This window comes from Fulvimarina endophytica, from assembly GCF_003403015.1.
Lineage (GTDB): Bacteria > Pseudomonadota > Alphaproteobacteria > Rhizobiales > Rhizobiaceae > Fulvimarina > Fulvimarina endophytica.
On sequence record NZ_QURL01000004.1, the window covers coordinates 23,812 to 41,364 of the forward strand.

16 protein-coding genes and 1 riboswitch are annotated in these 17,553 nt (G+C 66.2%); of the genes, 2 read left to right on the forward strand and 14 right to left on the reverse strand.

Features of this window, described 5'->3' with window-relative positions:
- Window positions 1-36: 36 nt before the first annotated feature.
- The 9 genes from DYI37_RS09605 to minC all read right to left on the reverse strand — a co-directional run bounded on the left by DYI37_RS09605 (window position 37) and on the right by minC (window position 10,011).
- Entirely contained in the window at window positions 37-1,080 is a 1,044-nt protein-coding gene (locus DYI37_RS09605; RefSeq protein ID WP_116683033.1) for a TerC family protein, read from the reverse strand.
- A 363-nt stretch (window positions 1,081-1,443) separates the two neighbouring features.
- Window positions 1,444-2,544 carry a BMP family ABC transporter substrate-binding protein gene (locus DYI37_RS09610; protein ID WP_116683034.1) on the reverse strand — a complete coding sequence of 367 codons (1,101 nt, stop codon included), beginning with the start codon at window positions 2,542-2,544 and terminating at the stop codon, window positions 1,444-1,446.
- 26 nt (window positions 2,545-2,570) lie between these two features.
- Window positions 2,571-3,485 (reverse strand): ABC transporter permease, encoded by a 915-nt coding sequence (locus DYI37_RS09615; RefSeq protein WP_116683035.1) that lies wholly within the window; start codon window positions 3,483-3,485, stop codon window positions 2,571-2,573.
- Window positions 3,482-4,642: an ABC transporter permease gene (locus DYI37_RS09620; RefSeq protein ID WP_116683036.1), complete on the reverse strand. Its 1,161-nt coding sequence runs from the start codon at window positions 4,640-4,642 to the stop codon at window positions 3,482-3,484. The genes DYI37_RS09615 and DYI37_RS09620 overlap by 4 nt, the downstream gene beginning before the upstream one ends.
- Window positions 4,639-6,192 carry an ABC transporter ATP-binding protein gene (locus tag DYI37_RS09625; protein ID WP_116683037.1) on the reverse strand — a complete coding sequence of 518 codons (1,554 nt, stop codon included), beginning with the start codon at window positions 6,190-6,192 and terminating at the stop codon, window positions 4,639-4,641. Before DYI37_RS09625 ends, DYI37_RS09620 begins: the two co-directional genes overlap by 4 nt.
- Before the next feature lie 129 nt (window positions 6,193-6,321).
- Window positions 6,322-7,869, reverse strand: coding sequence for a sensor domain-containing diguanylate cyclase (locus tag DYI37_RS09630; RefSeq protein WP_116683038.1), 1,548 nt, complete (start codon window positions 7,867-7,869; stop codon window positions 6,322-6,324).
- 225 nt (window positions 7,870-8,094) lie between these two features.
- Window positions 8,095-8,361, reverse strand: a complete 267-nt coding sequence (gene minE, locus DYI37_RS09635) for a cell division topological specificity factor MinE (RefSeq protein WP_116683039.1) — start codon at window positions 8,359-8,361, stop codon at window positions 8,095-8,097.
- Window positions 8,358-9,173: a septum site-determining protein MinD gene (gene minD, locus DYI37_RS09640; protein WP_116683470.1), complete on the reverse strand. Its 816-nt coding sequence runs from the start codon at window positions 9,171-9,173 to the stop codon at window positions 8,358-8,360. The genes minE and minD overlap by 4 nt, the downstream gene beginning before the upstream one ends.
- A gap of 49 nt (window positions 9,174-9,222) precedes the next feature.
- The gene (minC, locus tag DYI37_RS09645) at window positions 9,223-10,011 is read right to left on the reverse strand and encodes a septum site-determining protein MinC (protein ID WP_116683040.1); all 789 of its coding nucleotides are present in this window, start codon (window positions 10,009-10,011) and stop codon (window positions 9,223-9,225) included.
- A gap of 247 nt (window positions 10,012-10,258) precedes the next feature.
- Between minC and DYI37_RS09650 the strand changes: the two genes are divergently transcribed.
- Both DYI37_RS09650 and thiD read left to right on the forward strand, forming a co-directional pair.
- Complete coding sequence (locus tag DYI37_RS09650; protein ID WP_116683041.1) at window positions 10,259-10,825, forward strand: DUF992 domain-containing protein; 567 nt, start codon at window positions 10,259-10,261, stop codon at window positions 10,823-10,825.
- A 275-nt stretch (window positions 10,826-11,100) separates the two neighbouring features.
- Window positions 11,101-11,197, forward strand: a riboswitch (TPP riboswitch).
- Between the two features lie 63 nt (window positions 11,198-11,260).
- Window positions 11,261-12,064 (forward strand): bifunctional hydroxymethylpyrimidine kinase/phosphomethylpyrimidine kinase, encoded by an 804-nt coding sequence (gene thiD, locus DYI37_RS09655; protein WP_116683471.1) that lies wholly within the window; start codon window positions 11,261-11,263, stop codon window positions 12,062-12,064.
- Between the two features lie 33 nt (window positions 12,065-12,097).
- On the opposite strand, the gene phoB is transcribed toward thiD, so the two are convergent.
- The 5 genes from phoB to pstC all read right to left on the reverse strand — a co-directional run bounded on the left by phoB (window position 12,098) and on the right by pstC (window position 17,307).
- Window positions 12,098-12,838, reverse strand: coding sequence for a phosphate regulon transcriptional regulator PhoB (gene phoB, locus DYI37_RS09660; RefSeq protein WP_116683042.1), 741 nt, complete (start codon window positions 12,836-12,838; stop codon window positions 12,098-12,100).
- A complete protein-coding gene (phoU, locus tag DYI37_RS09665) occupies window positions 12,835-13,572 on the reverse strand; it encodes a phosphate signaling complex protein PhoU (protein WP_116683043.1) in 738 nt (245 codons plus the stop codon). The genes phoB and phoU overlap by 4 nt, the downstream gene beginning before the upstream one ends.
- Before the next feature lie 106 nt (window positions 13,573-13,678).
- Complete coding sequence (gene pstB / locus DYI37_RS09670; RefSeq protein ID WP_425365041.1) at window positions 13,679-14,488, reverse strand: phosphate ABC transporter ATP-binding protein PstB; 810 nt, start codon at window positions 14,486-14,488, stop codon at window positions 13,679-13,681.
- 9 nt (window positions 14,489-14,497) lie between these two features.
- Entirely contained in the window at window positions 14,498-15,820 is a 1,323-nt protein-coding gene (gene pstA / locus DYI37_RS09675) for a phosphate ABC transporter permease PstA (RefSeq protein WP_116683045.1), read from the reverse strand.
- Entirely contained in the window at window positions 15,817-17,307 is a 1,491-nt protein-coding gene (gene pstC / locus DYI37_RS09680; protein WP_116683046.1) for a phosphate ABC transporter permease subunit PstC, read from the reverse strand. Before pstC ends, pstA begins: the two co-directional genes overlap by 4 nt.
- Window positions 17,308-17,553 lie beyond the last annotated feature (246 nt).

A 17,553-nucleotide genomic window follows, 5' to 3' on the forward strand; every position in this document is an offset into this window, starting at 1 on the left:
GGATCATCCGGCACGGCCCCGCTCATCACAATTGGGTCAGTGCGCCTTTCCGCCGCCGGTGGAGCCCGACGACCATCCGGTCTTCATCAGGCTCGCGACGGTCGTCACGACGAGGACGCCGATGATGACCGCGAGCGAGAAGCCGGTGGTGATGTGCGGCACCCAGGTGATCGGCTCGCCGCCGTTGATGAAGGACAACTCGTTCGCCTCCATCGCGTGGAAGATCAGCTTGACGCCGATGAAGCCGAGAATCACCGAGAGGCCGATGCCGAGATAGACCAGCCTGTCGAGCAGGCCGCCGATCAGGAAGTAGAGCTGCAGAAGGCCAAGCAGTGCGAAGGCGTTCGTCGTGAACACGATATAGGGCGCGTTGGTCAGGCCGTAGATCGCGGGAATCGAATCGAGCGCGAAGAGAAGGTCGGTCATGCCGAGGGCGAAGATGACGACCATCATGGGCGTCATCAGCCGTCTGCCGTTCTCCTTCACGAACAGCGCATTGCCGTGGAACTCCGGCGTCGAGGGGAAGGTGCGGGCGAACCACTTCACCAAGCCGTTCGGCTCGTACTTCTCGTCCGTCGTCTTCTGGTGACCGAAGCTCTCGCTCGCCAGCTTGACCGCCGTGCCGATCAGGAACAGGCCGAAGATGTAGAAGATCCAGGAGAACTGCTCGATTGCCGCCGCACCGACGGCAATGAAGATGCCGCGCATGATCAGCGCCAGCACGATGCCGATGAGCAGCGCCTTCTGCTGGTCCTCGCGCGGAACCTGGAAACTCTTCATGATGATGACGAAGACGAAGAGATTGTCGATCGACAGGCTCTTCTCGGTCACGAAGCCGGCGAAATATTCGAGCCCGTGCTTGTGGTCCCAGAAATACCAGAGCGCGCCGCCGAAGACGATGGCGAGTCCCACATAGACCGCCGACCAGGTGGCCGCTTCGCGGAAGGTCGGCTCGTGCGCCTTGCGCACGTGAACCAGGAAGTCGAACAGGAAAAGCCCGGCGATGCCGGCGATCGTCGCCAGCCAGATCCAGGTCGCGACCGGATCGCCAAGTCCCTGGCCTACAGCAGTGCTTTCCACTCGTCCCACTCCCTCGCTTGAAACCGCGGCCGATCTCGCATCCGCCGCGCGCCAAGGGTCAGGCTGCAGAACCGGCGGTGATCGGGCAGGCCCTACTTAGTGAGGAACGCTTCCGGCACAATGGACGGATGCGACATCGCCCCGTCGCATCCGCTGTCGCATGTCCGATGAGACGGAAAAGACACGGGGGCGAACCGGGAAGAGCGGGCCTCGCGGGCCCGTTCAGGCCCGCCGAGGTCCGCTATCCGGCGAGGGTTCAAGGCGCCGCGCGAGGGCGCGGTGCCGATCCCCGCCTCACACATGCCCCGCAGGCTGGCCGCAACGTGCCGCGCCCTGCCCGCTACGAGATTTGTCTCGCTCCCGTCAGCTCTTCACGCCTTCCACATACCAGTCCATCTTGAGCAGGTCCTCGTCCGGGATCTCCTCGCCCTCCGGAATACGGACCTCACCCGCCTGATCGGTGATCGGGCCGGTGAAGATGTCGTAGTTTCCGGCCTTGGTGTCGTCGTAGACCTTCTGGGCGGCCGCCTTCACGTCCTCCGGCATCGCCTCGTTGAAGGGCGACATCACCACTTCGCCGTCCTCCATGCCGAGCCAGACGTTCTGCGGCTCCCAGCTGCCGTCGAGCACGGCCTCGACGCGCTTCACGTAATAGGGGCACCATTCGTCGATGATCGCGGTCATGTGCGCCTCAGGTGCGAAGCTCGTCATGTCCGAGGCCTGGCCGAAGGCGATCGCGCCGGCCTTCTGCGCGGCCTGGATGGGGGCCGGCGAATCGGTGTGCTGGGTGATCACGTCCGCCCCCTGCGACAGAAGCGCATTGGCCGCGTCCGCCTCCTTGGCCGGATCGTACCAGGAGTTCACCCAGACGACCTGGGTCTCGAAGTCCGGATTGACCTTGCGCGCCGCCAGCGTGAAGGCGTTGATGCCCATCACCACCTCGGGGATCGGGAAGGAGGCGATATAGCCCGCCTTGCCGCTTTCGCTCATCATGCCGGCGATCGTGCCCAGCACCGCCCGGCCCTGGTAGAAGCGGGCATTGTAGAGGCTCATATTGCCGGGAGCCGCCTGATAGCCGGTGGCATGCTCGAACTTCACGTCGGGAAACTGCCGCGCGACCTTGATCGTCGGGTTCATGAAGCCGAAGGAGGTGGCGAAGACGATGTCCGCGCCGTCCTGGGCGAGCTGGCGGATCACGCGTTCGGCGTCGGGGCCTTCGGGAACGCTTTCCACGAAGGTGGTCTCCACCCTGTCGCCGAGCTTTTCGGCCATGCACTGGCGGGCCTGGTCATGGGCATAGGTCCAGCCGAAATCGCCGACGGGTCCCACATAGACGAAGGCCGCCTTGACCTTGTCCTTGCCGCCGGAGGCCGCGCCGTCCTGGGCAAGGGCGATCGGCGAGGACAGGGCGGCCGCCGTGAACGCGGCGGCGGCCAGAAGACGGCTTCTCTTGAGATCGAACATGAAGGCTCCTGTGAACGAGGGGAGGATCAGACCGCCGGCCTGAACGGCTTGCCGAGGCAGGCGGGCGCATGGGTCGCGTTCCGGCGGCCGAGCGAGATGACCGCGAGGACGACGATGGTCGCGAGATAGGGAAGCGCCGAGAGGAATTCGGGCGCGAACAAGGCGAAGCCGGCAGCTTTCGCCTGGAGCTCCATGGTGATGACGAAGCCGAAGAGATAGGCCCCGAGAAGCAGGCGGCCGGGCTTCCATGAGGCGAAGACCACGAGGGCGATGGCGATCCAGCCGCGCCCGGCGGTCAGGCGCTCGGCCCACATCGGCGTGAGAACCAGCGAATAGTAGGAGCCCGCGAGCCCCGCCATCGCACCGCCGAACAGGACGGCGAGATAGCGGATCTTCAGCACCGGATAGCCGATCGCATGAGCCGCATCGCTGCTCTCGCCGACGGCGCGCAGGATCAGACCCTGACGCGAATGCTTGAGGAACCACCAGACCGCGAGTGTCAGGAGAAGCGCCAGATAGACGAGCGGCGACTGGCCGAAGAGGAGGCGCAGGATCGGATCGTCGAAGGCGACGAGCGGCCCGAGCGTCGTCGTCGTGATGCCCACGAAGGGCGCGCCGGCCAGTGCCGAGACGCCGGTTCCGAAGATCGCGAGCGCAAGACCCGTCGCCACCTGATTGGCCATCAGGGAAAGGGTGAGCAACGCGAAGACGAGGGAGACGAGAGCGCCGGCGAGAAGCGCTGCGACCGCGCCCAGCGCGGGCACGCCCGTCGTATAGGAGACCGCGAAGCCCGCGACCGCGCCGATCAGCATCATGCCCTCGACGCCGAGATTGAGGACGCCGGACTTCTCGACGACGAGTTCGCCGAGGGCGGCGATCAGCAGAGGCGTCGCAGCACCGGCTGCGGCCATGAGAATGGCGACGACGAGATCGAGGCTCATGCGCGCTGGGTTCCGGTCGTGGAGGGAGTGGGGATGGCGCTTCCGGGCGTCGGCGATATTGCGGCGGCCCCGCCCGATGCGTCCTGCGCACGGCGCGCCCTCCCCCGCTTCACGCGGTAGCCGGCGAGGATGTCGAAGCCGAGAAGGAAGAAGAGGATCAGCGCCTGGAAGGCGCCGGCCGCAGCACTCGGCAGACCGATCGCGGTCTGTGCGTTCTCGCCGCCCACATAGGTCAGCGCCAGAACGAGGCTCGCGATCAGGATGCCGAGCGGATTGAGCCGGCCGAGAAAGGCGACGATGATGGCGCTGTAGCCGTAGCCGGTGGGAAAGGACGGCACCATCTGGCCGAAGGGTCCGGAGGCTTCGAGGATTCCCGCGAGCCCTGCGAGCCCTCCGCCGAGAAGAAGCGCGAACCAGACCGTCGCATTCACCGAGAAGCCCGCGAACCGCGCGGCCTTCGGGCTCGCGCCGACGCTTCGCACCTGGAACCCGACGATGGTCCGGGTCATCAGCCCAAAGGCCGTCAACGCCACCGCGGCGGCGATGGGCACGCCGAGATGGATGAGCGTTCCGGGAAACGCCATCGGCAGGGTCTGGTCGAAGCTGAACATCGCGGTCTGGGGGAAGTTGAACCCCATCGGGTCCTTCCAGGGCCCGCGCATCAGGTAATAGAGAAGCTGGATCGCCACATAGTTGAGCATCAGCGAGGACAGGATCTCGTTGACGCCGAGTTTCGTGCGCAGCAGCGCCGGCACCGCCGCATAGGCCATGCCGCCGAGGATGCCTGCGAGGATCATCGCCGGAAGGATCCAGCCGCCCTGGAGGTCGAGGGTCTGCAGGGCGACGAAGGTGCCGCCGAGCCCGCCGAGAATGTACTGCCCCTCGGCGCCGATATTCCAGACATTGGCCCGAAAGCCGATCGCAAGCCCGGTGGCGATGATCGCGAGCGGCGCGGCCTTCACCAGAAGGTCCTGCCACCGATAGGGATTGAGGAGCGGGGCGACGAAGATCTCGTAGACCGCCGAAAGCCCGTCATGGCCGAGCAGCGTGAAGAGGATCGCGCCGGCAACGAGCGCGCAGAACACCGCGACCACGGGGGCTGCAAGGCTTGCGGCGCGGCTCGCCTCGCGGCGCGGTTCGAGGGCAAAAAGGCTCATGCCGCCCTCCCGGCACCGAGCATCGCCTCGCTTTCGGGATCGTCCTCGCCGTGGACGCCGCCCATCAAAAGGCCGATGCGCTCGATGGAGACGCCCGCGACCTCCATGGCCTCCGACAGACGCCCGCCGTTCATCACCGCGATCCGGTCCGAGAGTTCGAGGAGTTCGTCGAGATCCTGGCTGAGGCACAGGATCGCCGCGCCCCGCGAGGCGAGATCGATCATCGCCTGCCGGATGAAGGCCGCAGCCCCGGCGTCGACACCCCAGGTCGGCTGGGAGACGATGAAGACCTTCGGCTCACCGAGAATCTCGCGTCCGACGAGGAATTTCTGGAGATTGCCGCCCGAAAGGCTCGCCGCCGCCGCCTCCGGACCGTTCGCGCGCACCGAGAAGGCGTCGATGACGGTCTTGGCATAGATGCGCGCGCGCCCGAGGCGAAGCAGTCCGCCGGCAGCCGTCAGGCCGGCCGGTCCGCGGGCCGAAAGGACCGCATTCTCGGCCAGCGTCATCGCACCGATCGCCGAATGGCCGTTGCGCTCCTCCGGCAGGGCGGAGAGGCCCCGCTTGCGCCGTGCACCGACACCGAGGCGCGAGATCTCCGCACCATCGAGATGGATCGATCCCGAAACCCCAGTGAGGCGTTCGCCGGACAAGACCGAGACGAGTTCGTTCTGTCCGTTCCCCGCCACACCGGCGATTCCGAGGATCTCTCCGGCGCGAACCGAAAGGGAGACGGATTTGAGGCTCGTGCCGAAGGGCGGCTCGCCGGGCGCGTCGAGGCCGTCGACGGCGAGGCGCGGCTTTCCGATCAGCCCCTTGGCCTTGGTCGAGATGTCCTTGAGCGAGCCGCCGATCATCATCTCGGCCATGGAACGGGCCGATTCGCGGGCCGGATCGCAGGTCCCGACCACCTTGCCGCCGCGCAGGATCGTCGCCGTGTCGCACAGCGCCTTGATCTCGGCGAGCTTGTGGGAAATGTAGAGGATCGAGCAGCCCTCGTCGCGCAGCTGGCGCAGCACCTTGAACAGGCGCTCCACTTCCTGCGGCGTCAGGACCGAGGTCGGCTCGTCCATGATGAGGAGTTTCGGCTTCTGGATCAGGGCGCGCACGATCTCGATGCGCTGGCGCTCGCCCACCGACAGCGTATGAACCTCCCGCTGCGGATCGAGCGAGAGGTCGTATTCGGTCAGAACCTCCCTGATCCGCGCATCGAGCGTCCGGCCCGAGGGCGGATTGTCCATGCCGAGGGCGATATTCTCCAGAACCGTCATCGCCTCGAACAGGGAGAAGTGCTGGAACACCATTCCGATGCCGAGCCGGCGTGCCTCGTTCGGCGATCCGATCGAGACGGTCCGGCCGTCGATCGCGATCGAGCCCTCGTCGGCCCGCTGGACGCCGTAGATGATCTTGACGAGCGTCGACTTGCCCGCGCCGTTCTCCCCGAGAAGGGCGTGGATCTCGCCGGGCGCCACCGCGAAGGACACGTCCTCGTTGGCCGTCACGCCCGGAAAACGCTTGGTGATCCCGGAGAGTTCGAGGCGCGGCGTCATGGGTGGCGGTTCGGGTCCGTTGATGGCGTCTGCCTCACTATGGCATCCGCCGAGGAGATCTGCCAAGCGAACGGGCAGGTTTTTCCCATGATAAGAAACGAGGCATGACGAGCGCCGCTTCCGCCCCGCTCAATCGTCTTCGGCGATGCGGCGCAGCTTGATCGCCTTCACGATATCCGAGAGGGACTTGCGGTCCGATTTGCGCCCGCCCGCGACGATCGTCTCGTAGTAATCGCGCTTGGCCCGGTACATTCCCTCGTCGGCCCGGTTCACCACCTCCTCCAGCCGCTCGCCCGCAAGCCCCGTCGCAAGGCCGATGGAGAAGGACAGTTCCGCCCCCGGATAGAAGCGGTTGTTGATCGCGGTGAGCTTGCCGATCTCATCCATCAAGGCCTGCCCGTCCTCCTCGCCGCTTCCCGGCATCAGGACCACGAACTCGTCGCCGCCGATGCGCGCGGCCCGCATGGGGTCGCTGACGGCCTCGCGCAGCACCTCGCCCGCCCGCCGCAGGACCCCATCGCCGGCGGCATGGCCGAGCGTGTCGTTGACGTGTTTCAGACCGTTGAGATCGGCCGCGAGCACCGTCACCGGATAGGCCCCGCACCGCTCCAGCCGCTTCAGTTCGTCGTCGAAGAACGAGCGGTTGTTCAGCTTCGTGAGGACGTCGTGCTTGCCGAGATATTCGAGATAGGCTTCCGCCTTCTTGCGCGCGGTGATGTCGGTCAGCGCGATCTGCGCGAGCGACCAGTCGTGCTCGTGGCCGGGGAAGATCGAAAGCTGCATGTGCAGATGGATCACCTGCCCGTCGAGCCCGTAATTGACCACTTCGCGCACGTGGAAGCTCTGCCCGTCCCACAGCTTGATGATCATTTCCTTGAAATAGGGCGCGGTTTCGGGGCGGAAGACCTCTCCGAGCCGCGAGAACAGCTCCGCCTTCGTTTGTGCCCCGTAGAGGGTCAGCGTGTGCTGGTTGACGTCGACGACGCGGATCTCGCGCATGCAGCGCTCGACGAATTCGGGATGGACGTCGACGAAGGTGCGGAAATCGCTCACCCCCATCGCCCTCACCTCGGCGAGCATATCCTTGATCTTGCTGAGATCCTCGACCCAGAGCGAGATCGGGGAGTGCTCGAACAGGGCCCGCGAGAAGGTTTCGCTCGCAGCCAGGCGCCGCATGCTTTCCTCGCGCGCCGAGACGTCCTCGGTGGAGACGAGGACGCAGCTCCAGTCGTCCTCGTAGCCGGGCATGATCCGGCCCTTGACCTGCATGTGCAGGGGCTCGCCCTTCAGCGTGTAGTTGACGGCAAGGCTCGTGAACCCGCTGCCCCGCTCGTAGAGCTGGCAGAGTTCGAGGCGGTGGTTCTCGTACATGTCGCCGGAGAAGACGGTGCCGAGATTGTCCCGCAGCTCCTCCACCGACCGCGCCTTCAGAAGCGCGAGCGTCCGCTCGTTGACCGCGAGGATGCGGATGGCGGCCGCCGAGCGGCGCACCGTGTCGCGGTCGTTCGCAAGATGGGCGGCGAGGCCCGTGACCCCTTGGGCCCGCAGATCGTCGAGAAGTCGCTTGACCCCGCTCCAGTCCTCGATCCAGAGCGGAACGGGTGCGTTGACGAAGACCTCGTCATCGGCAAAGGGCGGATGGCCCTGGGGGATATCGTCTTCGGGTCGGTTCCACATCGTCCGGTTTCGTTCCAGATCCTTCGTCAGCGCAGTGCCGCGTGATGAAGCGCTAAACCGGTTTATCCGGCAATCCGACAAGTGAGAAGCCAGGCTGAGGGTTTTTCGCACCGCACACTGTGTTTCCACACGTGTATCGGGCGGGCCGGCACCCTCTAACCCCTTCACACGAAAAGGGCGGCCCTCGAGCCGCCCTTCATCAACAAAGTTTGTTGAACCGGCCGATCAGGCCGCTTTCTTGATCTTCGCGTCGACGGGCAGTTCGATATCCACCTCGAGGGTCGAGAACTTGTCGCCCTTGTCCATCTTGACGGCGACCTTCTCGCCATCGACGCAGATATGCTTGGCGATGACCTGGATGATCTCCTCGCGCAGGAGGTTGACGAGATCGGAATGCTCGCCGTTCGTGCGCTCGTGGGCCAGCAGGATCTGCAGCCTTTCGCGCGCGGCCGGCGCGGTCGTGCGTTTCTGGAAGAAGTTGAACAGGCTCATGCAGCCCTCCGGCCGAAGAACTTGCCGAGAAGGCCGCGCTTCTCGCCGGGGATCGACATCGGGACATCCTCGCCGGCGAGCCGGCGGGCGGCGTTCGTGTAGGCGAGCGCCGGGGCGCTGTTGTTGTCCGACATCGTCACCGGCGTGCCCAGATTGGAGGCGCGCAGGACGTCGAGGCTTTCGGGGATGATGCCGAGCAGCGGGATCGAGAGGATCTCCAGGACGTCGTCCACCTTCAGCATGTCGCCGCGATCGGCGCGGCTCGCATCGTAGCGGGTGAGGAGGAGATGCTTCTCGATGCGCTCGCCGTTCTCGGCCTTGGCGGTCTTGGAATCCAGCAGGCCGATGATGCGGTCGGAATCGCGCACCGAGGAAACTTCCGGATTGGTCACCACCACGGCGATGTCGGCATGGCGCATCGCGAGGGTCGCGCCGCGCTCGATGCCGGCCGGCGAATCGCAGACGATCCAGTCGAAGTCCTTGCGCAGCTCTTCCATGACCTTCTCCACGCCCTCGGCGGTGAGATTGTCCTTGTCGCGGGTCTGGGAGGCCGGCAGCAGAAACAGGGTCTCGCACCGCTTGTCGCGGATCAGCGCCTGGCTCAGCTTGGCATCGCCCTGAACCACGTTGATCAGATCGTAGACGACCCGGCGCTCGGCGCCCATCACGAGATCGAGATTGCGAAGTCCGACGTCGAAGTCGACGACGGCGACTTTCTCGCCGCGCTGGGCAAGGGCTGCGCCGAGCGCTGCCGTCGAGGTGGTCTTCCCGACGCCTCCCTTGCCCGATGTCACAACGATTGTCTTTGCCATGGTCATTTTCTCCTGGTTCCCAGCATCATGCCGGGATGGTCGGTTGGGTCTAGAGTCGGTCGGCGCGAATGGTTTCGCCATCGAGCCAGATGGTGACGGCCTGGCCTACGAGTTGCCGGTCGAGGTCGTCGGGCATCTTGTAGAGGCCGTCGATCGCGACGAGTTCGGCTTCGAGCTTGGAGCAGAAGATGCGGGCGTTCGAATTGCCGACGGAGCCCGCCAGTGCCCGGCCGCGCAGGGCGCCGTAGACATGGATGGAGCCGCCGGCGACGATCTCGGCGCCCGAGGAGACCGAGCCGACGACGGTCACGTCGCCCTCGGGAAAGATGATCGACTGGCCGGATCGCACCGGGCGGTCGACGACGAGGGAGGGAAGCTGGCCGGTCTCGGCGAGATGGACCGGCTGGGCCTCAGGCCGCGATTTCTCGGCGACGGCGGCAGCGGCCGCGGCACCGCTTTCGGCTGAACTTCCCGCCTGCGCGGCGGCCGGCTTCGGCGCCTCGGCGTCCGGATCGATGTCGGCGGCCGGGCGGCCGCCCTTCATGGCGGGCGGCATGCCGAGCCCGAGGATCGAAGGCCTCGCGCCTTCGATGCCCATGATGCGGACAGAGCGTTCGCCCAGTTCGCCGATGAGATCCTTCAGTTCCTCCTGGGTGATGTCGAGGCCCTCGACATCGAGGACGATGGGCCGGCCGAGGAAGAAGCCGGTGGAGCGGCGCGCCAGATCATCCAGACGCGCAAGCCAGTTGTCGAAGGGCAGTTCGGGCGAAAGCTGGATCGCCAGGAAGGATCGGCCCTTCAGTCGGATCGGACGCTTGTCGGTGGAATTCTCGGACATTCGCTCGTCTGGTTCCGTCAGGTTCGTGACCGGGACCGTCATGGTCGCGGTGGGGTGGCACCGTCGCCGCGCGTCTCCAACGCACAACATGGTTTATCGAAGGTTACTGGCCGAGCCCTGCGCAAAACTGACGTTTTCCGAGGCTTCCCCCGGCCTGCCAGCTTACCGCAAATTTAGGCGGAACGGCGGAACGCCAGTGCGCTCGCATGTGTTTGCAAGGCGGACGAACAAATATCGGAGTGTTCAGATGCGTATCGCCAAAACCACCGCCGCCTTCGCCGCCACCACGCTCCTCGCCCTCGGCGCCCTCTCCGCCGCGACCCCCGCTTCGGCGGCCGCCCTCAAGGTCGGAACGCTCGGCTGCCACAGCGATGGCTCGATCGGCTATGTCGTCGGCTCGCAGGACAAGCTGGTCTGCGAGTTCACGCCCATCGGCAGCGGCGACACCGCCCTTTATGCCGGCACGCTCGACACGACCGGCCTTTCGGTCGGTGCCACCGGTCGCACCGTGATGACCTGGGCGGTCGTCTCGCTCGATGGGTCTGCGGCCCAGCCGGGCAGTCTCGCCGGCACCTATGTGGGCGCCTCGGCCAATGCCTCGGCCTTTGTCGGCGGCGGCGTCAACGCGCTCGTCGGCGGCTCCAACGACAGCCTCTCGCTTCAGCCGTTGAGCCTCACCGGCCAGGAGGGCATCAACGCCACGCTCGGCGTCGCCAAGCTCCAGCTGCTTCCGGCAGCACCCGTTCTTGCGGGCGAGCCCGTGGTTCCGATCGCCGTCGCCCCCGCCGGCGGTAACGCCGTCGTCCCCCGCTGATCGCCCCGCTCTGATCACTGAGGCATCGGACCGAAGAGTGGGCAAGGGTTTCGGACCATCCGATGCGTCGGGAAACAGCCGGCGCCCCGGACCCGGTCCTTGAGACGGGCCCGGGTCTCTCGCGCGGCACCGCCTTTCAGCCTCTCGACATCCAAGGCCCGCCGGCTCGCCCCCGGCGGGCCTCGTCGTATCCGGCCGCAGGCGACGATCGAAACACCGGCGCGCGAACACCCGGTGATTTGACACCGGTGCGAGCCTCGTGGGACGGATGTGGCGCAAAGCGACAGGGGCATCCGGCAGAGACCGGGTTGAGAAGCACCCTTTGAACCTGAACCGGATCATACCGGCGGAGGAAGTTGCGACGGCCTGCTTTCATCGCTCAGGTCCTGGCGCGTCTTCGGCTCCATCGGCGAATCCCATGCGGCGAGGCGGACGATGGTCCCGAACATTCTTTCGATCGCCGGCTCCGATCCTTCGGGCGGAGCCGGCATCCAGGCCGATATCAAGGCGATCAGCGCGAATGGCGGCTATGCCATGGCCGCGATCACGGCGCTCACCGCCCAGAACACCCGGGGCGTTCGCAGCTTCGTCCTCGCAGGCCCCGACATGGTTCGCGCGCAGATCGAGGCGATCGTCGAGGACATCCGCATCGATGCGATCAAGATCGGCATGCTCGGCGATGTCGAGACCACCCTCCTCGTCGCCGAACTCCTCGCGCAAATCGATGCGCCGGTGGTCGTCGATCCGGTGATGATCGCCAAGGGCGGCGACCGGCTCCTGTCCGAAGACGCCGTGGCCGCGCTGCGCGACCACCTTCTCCCGCGCGCAAGCCTCCTCACCCCCAATCTGCCGGAGGCCGCAGCGCTTCTCGGCGAGACGGGGGCAAAGACGCCCGAGGAGATGCGCGATCAGGGGCGCCGGCTTCTCGAACTCGGCTGCGGGGCGGTCCTCGTGAAGGGCGGCCATCTTCCCGGAGAGGAGGCGATCGACGTTCTCGTCACGCGGGAGGAGGAGATCTGGCTCGAGGCGAGGCGCTTCGACACCCGCAACACCCACGGCACCGGCTGCACCCTGTCATCCGCGCTCGCGACCGAACTCGGGCACGGCCGCAATCTCAAAGAGGCCGCATACCGGGCCAAAGCCTATATCGGCGGGGCCATCGCGGGGGCGGACCGCCTCGATGTCGGCCGGGGCCAGGGCCCGACCCACCACTTCCACGCATTCGCGGACGGTGACTGACGGGCACCGGCCGAAAGGCGTCACGCCGCGGGGTCAGCCCGCGGCAGCTTCCCTTGCCCGCGGACGCGGCGCCGCCTTGCCGGCGAGAAACTGCTCGTCCAGCGCATAGCCCGCCCCGCGAACGGTCCTGATCGGATCGCGGTCTCGCGTTCGGTTGATCGCCTTGCGCAGCCGGCCCACATGCACGTCCACCGTGCGCTCGTCCACGTAGATGTCGCGACCCCAGACCCCGTCGAGAAGCTGTTCGCGCGTGAACACCCGGCCGGGCGACTGCATGAAGAATTCGAGAAGCTTGTATTCGGTCGGTCCGAGCTTCAGCTCGCGGCCCGATCGGCGGACGCGGTGGGCCGAACGGTCGATCTCGAGATCGCCGGCCGTCAGGACGCTGGCGACCTTTTCGGGATTCGCCCTGCGCAGCATGCCTTTGACGCGTGCCGTGAGCTCGCGCATGGAGAAGGGCTTGACCACGTAATCGTCGGCCCCGACCGAAAGGCCCTGGACGCGCTCGCTCTCCTCGCCCCGTGCCGTCAGCATGATCACGGGAAGCTGCGCGGTCTCCGGCCGCTGGCGCAGGCGCCGGCAGATCTCGACCCCGGACAGCCCCGGCAGCATCCAGTCGAGGACGAGAAGATCGGGCACGTCCTCCTTCAGGCGAAGATCGGCCTCGTCGCCCCGGGCGATGACCTCGACCTCGTAGCCTTCCGCTTCCAGGTTGTAGCGCAGGAGAACGCCCAGCGCCTCCTCGTCCTCGACGACGGTGACCCGGAGGCTCATTCGCTCGCGGCCTCCACGGCCTGCTCGACGCTTTTCTGGGTGACGGAGGCGGACCGGTCGCCCTTCGAGCGTTCGGTCACCATTTCCTGCCCGGTGCGGATGTAGAAGACCGTCTCGGCGATATTGGTCGCGTGGTCGCCGATCCGCTCGATGTTCTTGGCGCTGAACAGGAGATGGGTGCAGGAGGTGATGTTGCGCGGATCCTCCATCATGTAGGTCAGGAGTTCGCGGAAGATCGAGGTATAGACGGCGTCGATCTGCTCGTCGCTCTCGCGGATCGCGGCCGCGCGCTCGTGGTCGCGCGTCGCATAGGCGTCGAGAACGTCCTTCAGCTGGTCGATCGCCAGTTCCGACAGGTGCTCGATGCCGCGTACGAGCTGTCCCGGCTGGGGATGTCGGTGCACCGCCAGAACCCGCTTGGAGATGTTCTTGGCGAGATCCCCGATCCGCTCCAGATCGTTCGAGATGCGGATCGCGCCCACGATCTCGCGCAGGTCGAGGGCGATCGGCTGGCGCTTGCCGATGGTCATGATCGCCTTCTCGTCGACCTCGCGCTGGGAGGCGTCGAGAATCACGTCGTCGGCGATCACCGACTGGGCGATGCTCGCATCGCCCTTGACCAGCGCCGTCACCGACTGCTGCAGCATGCGCTCGGCCTGCCCGCCCATCTCCGAGATCCGGCGGACGATGTATTTCAGCTCGTCCTCGTAGGAGGAAACGATATGCGAAGCCATGGGGGCCTCCCTGGAAATGAGTGCTCGTGCGGCCGGTCCGGCCGATCGCGCCGAACCCTGTCATGGCGGGACGGCGCCCCTCGAAGCGCCCTCCCCTCGTATCGGATCAGCCGAAGCGGCCCATGATGTAGTCCTGGGTCCGCTTGTCGCTGGGATTGGAGAACATCATCTCGGTATCCCCGACTTCGGCGAGATCGCCGAGATGGAACATCGCGGTCTGCTGGCTGACGCGCGCCGCCTGCTGCATCGAATGGGTGACGATGACGATCGTGTAGTTCTGCTTGAGCTCGTCGATCAGTTCCTCGACGGTGGCCGTCGCGATCGGATCGAGGGCCGAGCAGGGCTCGTCCATCAGGATGACCTCGGGCGAGACCGCGATCGCGCGGGCGATGCACAGCCGCTGCTGCTGGCCGCCCGAAAGCCCGGTGCCGGGCTCGTCCAGCCGGTCCTTCACCTCGTTGTAGAGGCCCGCCTTCTTCAGCGAGGTGTGGACGATCTCCTCCAGTTCGTCCTTGGTCTTGGCAAGGCCGTGGATCTTGGGGCCGTAGGCGACGTTCTCCCAGATCGACTTGGGGAACGGGTTGGGCTTCTGGAACACCATGCCCACCCGCGCGCGCAGTTCCACCACGTCGAGGTCGGGATCGTAGATGTTCTCGCCGTCGAGAAGGATCGTGCCGGCGACCTTGGCCGCGTCGATCGTGTCGTTCATCCGGTTGAGGCAGCGCAGATAGGTCGACTTCCCGCAGCCCGACGGACCGATCAGCGCCGTCACCTGGCGTTCGTAGACCTCGAGGTCGATCCCGTTCAGGGCCTGCTTCTGGCCGTAATGGACGGTGACCTTCTCGGTCTTCATCTTGATCGTGCGGTTGGGGGTCACGGAGGCTCTTTCGTTCAGCGTCGCTTGGATGTTTTCCATCATATCAGTCTACCACCGTCGTTCGAAGCGGCGACGCAGGAAGATCGCCGTGAGGTTCATGAGCGCAAGGAAGCCGAGAAGGATCATGATGGCGCCGGAGGTGCGTTCCTGGAAGGCGCGCTCGGCCTCGTTGGCCCACATGTAGATCTGCACCGGCAGGGCCGTCGCCGGATCGAGCGGCGTGTCGGGATAGTCGGCGACGAAGGCGACCATGCCGATGAGAAGCAGCGGCGCCGTCTCGCCGAGCGCCTGGGCAAGGCCGATGATGGTGCCGGTGAGAATGCCGGGCGCGGCGAGCGGCAGCACGTGCTGGAACACGGTCTGGGTGCGCGAGGCTCCGAGGCCGAGGGCCGCCCAGCGGATCGAAGGCGGAACGGCCCGAAGCGCCGCGCGCGTCGCGATGATGATCGTCGGAAGCGTCATCAGGGTGAGCACCAGTCCGCCGACGAGGGCGGCCGAGCGCGGCAGCCCGAACCAGTTGATGAAGACCGCGAGCCCGAGGATACCGAAGACGATCGAGGGCACCGCCGCCAGATTGTTGATGTTCACCTCGATGAGATCGGTGAAGCGGTTCTTCGGCGCGAACTCCTCCAGATAGATCGAGGCCGCGACGCCGATCGGCAGCGCGAGCGCCAGAACGATCAGCATCATATAGGCCGAGCCGATGATCGCGACCCCAACGCCGGCGGTCTCGGCCCGCGAGGAGGCGCCGGAGGTGAACAGGCCCCAGTTGAAGTTCTGCGCGATCGCGCCCTTGGCCTCCAGCTCCTCGATATAGCGCAGCTGCAGATCGCTGATCGGGCGGCGGTTTTCGGGCACGTTGAGGTCGTATTGGCCCTTCAGCGCGCTGTCGAGCTGGGAGCTCGCATAGAGCCAGACCTCCTGCGTCGTGCCGATCGCCGACAGGTCGCTCATCACGATGTCGCGCAGCTCGGTTCGCACGCCCTGGGAGATCAGCCCGTTGGCGGCGGTCACCGCCTGCCTGTCCTCGGGGTCGATGCCGAGAAGCCGGATCAGGCCGTCGCGGGCGAGCTGGGGATAGTTCGCCATCAAGAGCTTGGTCTCGTTCTCCGCAGCGTCCTGCGGCGTGCCGAGAATCTCCTCGGAGAACGTGATCGGAACCTGGATCTCGGTCTGGAAGAAGGCCGTATAGCCCTTCGAGACGACGCTCCAGAGGAGGATGCACAGGAAGGTCACGCCGAGGACGATCGCGAAGATGCCATAGGCCTTGAACCGGCGCTCGGCGGCGTAGCGCTTCTTGATCCCGATATCGCGGCGATTGGTGGACGAATGCGTCCGCCCCTCGGCGCCCGTTGCGGTCGTATCGGTCATTCGTACTGTTCCTTGTACTTCCGCACGATGTAGAGCGCGTAGACATTGAGGCAGAGCGTGATCACGAAGAGCGTGATGCCGAGCGCGAAGGCGACGAGCGTCTGGGGCGAGGTGAATTCCAGGTCACCCGTCAGCTGCTGCACGATCTTCACGGTGATCGTCGTCATCGCCTCGAAGGGATTGATCGTGAGGTTCGCCGCGACACCCGCCGCCAGCACCACGATCATCGTCTCGCCGATGGCGCGCGAGGCCGTGAGCAGGAGCGCCGAGACGATGCCCGGGAGCGCTGCCGGCAGCACCACCTTCTTGATCGTCTCCGACCGGGTCGCCCCGAGCCCGAGCGAGCCGTCGCGCAGCGAACCGGGCACTGAGGTGATGATGTCGTCGGAGAGCGAGGAGACGAAGGGGATCAGCATGATGCCCATGACGAAACCCGCCGTCAGCACGCTCTGGGCCTGGATGAAGGCGGAGTAGTCGCCGGTCAGGAGCCCGGAGATCTGGGCCGAGAGATCGCGGAAGAACGGACCCACCGTGACGAGGGCGAAGAAGCCGTAGACGATGGTCGGGATGCCGGCGAGCACTTCGAGGAGGGGCTTTGCGACCGATCGCACCCGGTTGCTCGCATATTCGGCCATGTAGATCGCGGCGAAGAGGCCGATCGGCACGGCGACCAGCATGGCGACGAAGCCGATATAGAGCGTGCCGGCGAGAAGCGGGATCAGCCCGAACTGCCCTTCGGCCCCGCCCGAGCCCGCCGCCGCGAAGCGCGGCTCCCAGACCGTGCCGAAGAAGAACGTCCAGGGATCGACGCGGGCGAAGAAGTCGGCGCTCTCCGAAACGAGAGAAATGACGATGCCGACCGTCGTCAGGATCGCGATCGAGGAGGCGATCACGAGCATCGAGTTGACGACCGATTCCACCTTGTTGCGCGCGCGCAGGCGGGTGCGGATCCCCCGATAGCCGTGGAAGGTCCCGATCGCGGCAAGGGCGATCACGACGAGGGTCATCGCCCAGCGGCTGATGTCCTGAAAGGCGTTCCGCTCGATGGCGAGCGGGATCATCCAGTCGGCGCTCGCCGAGGCGACGGGCACGCCATACTGGCGAAACAGCGGCACGGCCTCTGCGATCGGGGTCTCGGCCGTCACGGTCTCACGCTCGCTTTCGGGTAGCGCGCGAAGGCCCGAGCCGATCGATTCGACGATGCCGTAGGCGAGATCGTCCGTCAGGTTCGCCTCGGCGACCGCCCCTTCGGGAAAATCGCCGCGCACGTTCAGCTCGTTGAGGATCGGCGAGGCGATCAGCCAGACCGACAGCACCAGAAGCGCCGGGATCACGCCCCAGGTGAACACGTAGCTCGCATGGTAGACCGGGCGCGAATGCGGCTTGCGCCCGCCCTCGGCACGAAGCGCGGAGCCCCGGCGAAAGCCCAGGGTCGCACCGATCGCGCCGATCAGGAGGACGATGGCGATAATCGTGAAGGTCGACACGGAATGCGCCTTTCAGGAAGTTGGACCTGCCGCAGGGGCGCAAGGTCCGGGCCGATGGCCGGCAATGACACGCTGCGGCGGAGGCTTCGCCTCGGCGATGATCGCCGAAGGGACGGCCAACGGGACCCGAACGATCGGGCCGTTGGCCGTCCGCTCGGCGCCCCCCCGAGCCCCGCTTCAGATGGCGACGGGCTCGAGGGCGGTTCGCGGCGCGAGGCGGGCGGGCGGACCGACATCCGCACCGCC